General features: G+C 68.7%; 4 protein-coding genes. All 4 read right to left on the bottom strand.

All coding sequences use genetic code 11. The annotated features are described in order from the left end of the window. Positions 1–373: 373 nt before the first annotated feature. From ACOVRJ_RS22550 to ACOVRJ_RS22535, 4 genes are read right to left on the bottom strand one after another with little or no spacing between them, the layout of a single operon-like run. Positions 374–1147, bottom strand: coding sequence for a 4'-phosphopantetheinyl transferase family protein (locus tag ACOVRJ_RS22550; RefSeq protein WP_422046065.1), 774 nt, complete (start codon positions 1145–1147; stop codon positions 374–376). Between the two features lie 3 nt (positions 1148–1150). Further along, positions 1151–1804, bottom strand: coding sequence for a hypothetical protein (locus ACOVRJ_RS22545; protein ID WP_422046064.1), 654 nt, complete (start codon positions 1802–1804; stop codon positions 1151–1153). Between the two features lie 17 nt (positions 1805–1821). Continuing rightward, complete coding sequence (locus ACOVRJ_RS22540; protein WP_422046063.1) at positions 1822–3126, bottom strand: NADH:flavin oxidoreductase/NADH oxidase family protein; 1305 nt, start codon at positions 3124–3126, stop codon at positions 1822–1824. Between the two features lie 7 nt (positions 3127–3133). Beyond that, positions 3134–5812 carry a PEP/pyruvate-binding domain-containing protein gene (locus tag ACOVRJ_RS22535; RefSeq protein ID WP_422046062.1) on the bottom strand — a complete coding sequence of 893 codons (2679 nt, stop codon included), beginning with the start codon at positions 5810–5812 and terminating at the stop codon, positions 3134–3136. Between the last annotated feature and the right edge of the window lie 133 nt (positions 5813–5945).

The following is a 5945-nucleotide window of genomic DNA, read 5'->3' as shown; positions in this document are numbered from 1 at the left end:
ATCCAGTGCCTGGCCCGCGCGTTGACCCCAACCAGGCCCGCATCCCAAGCCGGGGTGGGGCAAGTCATGCCCACAACGAGCCGATACCCAACCGCGCGAGCATCAATGGCCGCACAGCCAGCCGCTTCAGCCTCCAGGATCGGCAGAAAATCCTCTAATGGCCATCCAGTAGGGGGCTTGTGAAACATCCGGGCTAGCGCGATGCCACGGGAGACCGCAGCGCGCCAACTCCTGTGCGTCGACATCGACGGGGATAGCGCATCACGCTGCGGTGCGGGTCGCCGAACTGCACACGCTGAACCACTGCGGCGGCGGCATGTTCGAGGTGCCGACGCGCGTGGTGCGGGCGGCGCGTAGCCGTGCAGGCGACAACTCAGAAGGGTCCCAGCCGCAGCGGCACCGGCGCGCCGCGCCGCACGGCGGTGGCGTGGTAGCCGTCGGCCACCGGCAGTTCCCACAGGCTCCAGTCGGCGCCGTCCTGGCCGTTCGAGGGGCCCGGCCTGCCGATCAGCCGGGCCCCGTGGCCGGCCAGCGCTGCGGTGTCCACGGGGAGCTGGATGCCGCGTGCATCGACCGAAAAGCCGCTGCCCATCGCCTTGAGGAAGGCTTCCTTGTGCGTCCAGATACGGTGCGCCTGCAACTGCGCAGCGGGTGCCGGCAGCCGCTCGAGCGCCGCGATCTCGGCACCGCCCAGGAAACCGCGCAACATGGCAGCGTCGAAGCCTCGAGGACGGGTCTTCTCGATGTCGATGCCCACCGGCTCGTCGCTTGTGAACGCGTGCATCACGTACTCGCCAGCATGGCTGGTGTTGAACTGCAAGCCGGCGCCGCCGTCGGCCAGCATCGGCTTGCCGTGTTCGCCGATGACCAGCGCCACGCGCGCCGCGGGCTCACCGAGGTAGGCGCCGAGCAGCTCGCGCAGGCTGCCGCGCGACAGCACGCTGCGCGTGCGATCACGCTCGAAACGAAAGGCTGCGGCGCGTCGGCGCTCGTCAGCCGACAACACCGCCGCGCGCGTCGATAGGCAGGGCAGCGCGGCCGGCAGACGCAGCTGCCAGACGTCGATGCGGCCGGCCGGCCAAGCCAGGCGGCGCGCGCCGGGCTGCACTGGCGGCGGCGACAGGCGACCGCGGTGGTGCGCCGGCATGGGCTACGGCCGGTCGAGCGCGTGCGCCAGCGCTGCGTCGAGGGTGGCATTGCGCAACAAGACCTCGATCGAGTGCCGCATGCGCACCAGCGTCTGCTGGACCTGCCGCTTCACGCTCAGGTTGGCCAGCACCACCGGCCTGGCCGCGGAGTCGTAGTGCAGCCGGAACTCGACCGCCAGGATGCCCGGCGCCACCTGTTCCACCCGGAAGCGGCCGCGCACGTCCGTCATGCGCACCGCATCGGTGGCCAGCACGAACGCAGCCATGTCCTCGAACTTCAGCGTGATGACCGTGGGCGCTTCCCTGACCGCCACGAATCGCATCACGCCATCACGATCATCGAAGCCGGCCGGGGCCGAGTAGCGCATGTAGACAGTGCGGTCCGTCGGCCCTCGCGCATCGATCTCCTTGACTGCCACGAGGTTGTCGATCCAGCTCGGCAGGCCAGCGACATCGGAGAACAGCCGGGCGGGGGCGGCCAGCGTGCCTTCCATCAGCACCCGCCCGGTGACCGTGGCGTAGCGATCACCGTCCAGGGTGTCGACACTCAGTCGGACCTCCCTGCCGTAGGCGTTGCGGTCGGAGCCCATCAGATCCTCAGCCCTGGCAGCAAGCAGCGCAGAGAACAGGAACACGCAGAGCACGAGGCCTCGCATGGGAATGTCCTCCAGCGTCAGTTCGCAATGCCGGGCAGCGGTGGCTTGCGGCGCATGGCGTGGGCCATGTCGGCCCACATGTGGCCGATCAAGGACCATGCAGGCGACCTGTTTTCGGGGTTGTAGCCCTGGGCCAGCTGGGCCAGCCGGCGCGCATGCCAGGCCACGTCGCCCTGCACGCGCAGGACCCGCCAGGTCTTGAAACGAGTCAACCAACGTGAGAGTGCGTTGCCGGTGCAGGATGCGGCGCGTGCATCGGCCGGAATGTCCTCGCCGCGCAGCAGCCGGTGGCCGAGGTCGGGCGTGGCGCAAAACGGCCGTGCCAGGCCGACCAGCTGAATGCCGCCCAGCGCCAGCACGCGCTCCATCGCCTCGCGGCTGCGAAAGCCGCCGGTCACCATCAACGGCATCGCCCGGCCTGCGTCGCGCAGCGCCTGGCCAATGGCCAGCGCGTAGTCGGTGAAATAGCCCGCCTTCACCGCACTCGCGGCGACGGCCGGGTCTTCTGCGGTGGCCGGGTCGCCGCGGTCGCCGAGCAGGCGCAGGTGCTCAAAGCTGCCGCCCGAGATCTCCAGCAGGTCCACACCCGCCGCGGCCAGCCACAGTGCGCACTGGCAACTGTCCTCCAGGCTGAAGCCACCGCGCTGGAAGTCGGCCGCGTTGAGCTTGACTGAAATCGGGAAATCGGCGCCGACCCGTTCGCGGACCCGCGCCACGATGGCCAGCAGCAGCCGGGCGCGATGTGCCAGGCTGCCGCCCCAACGATCCTCGCGCCGGTTGACCTCGGGCGACAGGAACTGGCTGATCAGATAGCCATGGGCGGCGTTGATCTGCACGCCCGTGAAACCGGCCTGCCGGGCCAGATTGGCGCACTGGCCAAAGCGCGCAATGACGTCGTCGATCTCGGCCTCGCTCATCGCGCGGGGCCGGGCATAGTTGCCCAGCAGATCCAGTTGAACGGCAGAAGGTGCCAGCGGCTCCTTGGAAACCAGCTTGGGGCATTGCCGGCCGGGGTGCGACATCTGCATCCACAAGTGGGTCTGTGCCGTCGTCCCGCCCGCGGCCCAGGCGCGCAGCGCCTGCAGGCCGGTGGCGTCCTCGACGACCACATTGCCTGGCCGTTCCAGGTAACGCCGATCGACCATCACATTGCCGGTGATGAGCAGTCCAGCACCGCCGCGGGCCCAGATTTCGTAGAGACGGCGATGGCCGGGCGTTGCGTGGTCGTGGCGGTCGGCCAGGCCTTCCGATGTGGCGGTCTTGACGATCCGGTTCTTCAGCCGCGCGCCGCAGGGCAAGGACAGGGTGTGCGAGAGATTCATGGCGGGGTCAACCTTTCGACAACTGGGTCTGCAAATCAACCGGCCGGAACTGGTCCGGCCGCGCGGGCTCTCGTGGCTTCCTCGGTTCCTGGGTGGGCGACAGGCACGCCAGAGCAACGCGGCCCTCGCCCCCATGCACCGTGATCGTGTCGCCCGACGCAATCAGCGAGGTCGCACCGCGCAGCCCGAGCACGGCCGGAATGCCGTACTCGCGGGCCATGATGGCGCCATGCGACAGCATCCCTCCGGACTCGGTCACGAGCGCCGCGATACGGCCGAAGGCGGGGGTCCAGGCCGGGTTGGTGGAGTGGGTCACCAGCACTTCACCGTGGCCCACCTCTTTCAGCTCCGAGGGCTCGTGCGCGATGCGCGCGGTGGCGGTCACGGTGCCGGTGCTCACGCCGTGCCCGGCCCAGCCGGCCTGGGCTTGGTTGGCATGCGCCGGTTCGGTGCCACCGTTGATGTCGTGGGGGACGTTCATCGTTTCTAGGCGCGCGAACAGGGCGCGTTGCCGCGCGACATAGCGCTTCAGATCGGCGGCACCTTCGGCAACGGCCGGAATCTTGCCCAACTCGAGGAAGAAGATGTCGTCCGCATCGGCGAGCGCCCCGGCCGCGACCAGACGCCGACCCATGTGCACCAGCGTGCGGCGCATCAGGTAGACGAGCTTGCCGAAGTGGAACTGGTCGTTCTCGCGCGCCGGGACGTAGTCGCACGTCCGGCGATAGATGAAGTTGAACACCGGGCGCAGCACCAGCCCGAGCGGCCCCTTCAAACGCGCCAAGGTCGCCGCATGAGCCTGCTCGCGCTCGGCAACCTTGGCCAGCACGCGGGACTTGGGGTCCTCGTTGCCCGCGTCCATGGCCGCTGCGATGTGCCGCCAGACAAGTTCCGGGTCGTCGCGCCATTGGCGATCGTGGAACTCCTGGTGCACGAGCTTGAAGCCGAATCTTTCGATGAAGCGATCGAATCGCGCGGCGATGTCGCGACCCGCCGGGTCCGCGGCCAGCGCGCGCTGGAAGGCGGCGTGCGAGCCGCCGCGCAGGGCTGCGGCCAGGCGAGGCTGCTGCCGCAGCAGACGGGCGATGCGGTGCAGTTCGGAGTCGCTGTCGAAGGTGATGTTGTCGGCAAAGCCGGCACTCAGGCGGCAGAAGGCGTCGAACGCTTCTTCTTCGCTCGCGTGAACAGTGCCCAGGATCATGCGGAGGATCTTCTGGCAGTAGTCGGCGCAGCGCACATTGGCCATGTGCACGACCCAATAGCGGTCGAACATCTGCAACTGCGCGTCGAGCGAGCGGCGCAGCTCGGGAAACGCCAGTGCGGCCAGCTCGGGCTCGGAAGGAGTCACCAGCGGATCGAGCACCTCGCGCTGGAAGGCCTCCCATTCCGAGTAGCTGCGCGCGATCATCCGCAGCACGCCGATCCCGATGAGCGGCAGGCGGGGGTTGAAGCCGACGTTTCTGCGCTTGCCGAGCACGGCTTCCATCTGCGTGTTGTCGACCTTGATGCCCTTCAGCGCGGCGGCCACCAGCGACTTGTTGAGGTAGGGCCGGGCGTGGAAGACACGGATCAGGGGGCCGAAGGTGGCCGTGTCGGCCCGGATGCCGACGCGGCGGAAGTACGTTTCCAGGGCCGTCTCCAGCGCCGGATACAGCGTCGAGATCGTGAACGGCGTGTTCGCCTCGTAGTACCGCTCGGCCATGTTCTCGCGCGTCCAGGTTCCGGCGATGACGGGCGGCGTGAAGAGTGCGCTGTCGGTGTCGGCCAGCGTGGTGATGTCACGGCTCTGCACGATGCACAGCCGGACGCCGTCGAAGGCCCATTCGATGTCCTGCGGCCGGCCGGCCCAGGCCTCGATGCGCAGGGCGCGCTCGGTGAGCTGGGCGATGTCCAGCGCACTGAGGCTCGGGGCATCGCGCAGCGTTTCAGGCACGGGCTGGTCGACAACCATCCCATCGGCGTAGCGCAGCTGGCTCGTCTTGCGGGCGACGACCTGCTCCACGACCTGGCCGCTCGGCTTGTCGACGACGATCGAGTCCGGGGTGATGCTGCCCGATACGAGCGCCTCGCCGAGCCCGTAGCTGGCTTCGATGCGCAGCCGTTCCCGGTTCTGACTCAGCGGATCCACGGTGAACAGCACGCCGGCCACACTTGGGCGGATCAGCGTCTGCACCACCACCGCCATCTTCAGTTCGTGGCGTTCGAGGCCATGCTCGAGCGCATGCCGCAGCAGCGTCGGGTTGCACAACGAAGCCCAGCAGTCCAGCAAGGCACGGCGCACGGCATCGCCGCCGCGGACGCCGAGGCGCGTGTCGAACTGGCCCGCGAACGAAAACTGGGCTGAGTCCTCGACGATGGCCGACGAGCGCACGGCCAAGGGCTCCGCCGGGTCGAGATCGGCCACTGCGAGGTCGATCGCCTGCGACAGCGCCTCGGGCCAGGCCGCCGTGTGCCAGACCGCGCGCACGGCCGATGCGCTTTCACGGCCGGCGAACCAGCCGTCGAGAGTGGCGCCAAGGCTCGGGTTGGCCGCGAGCATGTCGTCGAAGGCGGACACCCGCACGCAGAAGCCCGGCGGCACCGGGAATCCGCTGCGATGCAGACGGCACAGGTTCAGTCCCTTGCCGCCGATCTCCATCGCGGTTTCGTGCCGATGGTCGTCAAAACGAAGAATGTGCAGGCTCACGGGCTTCTCCAGCTGTTGAAGAGAGTGAAAAGCGCCATCGCGACCATGGTCGCGAGCATCAGCGCTTCGAGGACGGCATCCGGAATGCGGCTGACCGCGCGGGTGGACAGGTAGGCGCCGAGCCCGCAACTAG

It is taken from the genome of Roseateles sp. (genome assembly GCF_049240545.1).
Lineage (GTDB): Bacteria > Pseudomonadota > Gammaproteobacteria > Burkholderiales > Burkholderiaceae_C > Paucibacter_A.
Note: the sequence above shows the minus strand (reverse complement) of the source record. Positions and strands in the feature narration are given on the sequence as shown.

Excerpts from the sequence above, each read along its gene's own strand:
- ACOVRJ_RS22550 (WP_422046065.1), bottom strand. The coding sequence starts at position 1,147 with ATGCCGGCGCACCACCGCGGTCGCCTGTCGCCGCCGCCAGTGCAGCCC.
- ACOVRJ_RS22545 (WP_422046064.1), bottom strand. The coding sequence starts at position 1,804 with ATGCGAGGCCTCGTGCTCTGCGTGTTCCTGTTCTCTGCGCTGCTTGCT.
- ACOVRJ_RS22540 (WP_422046063.1), bottom strand. The coding sequence starts at position 3,126 with ATGAATCTCTCGCACACCCTGTCCTTGCCCTGCGGCGCGCGGCTGAAG.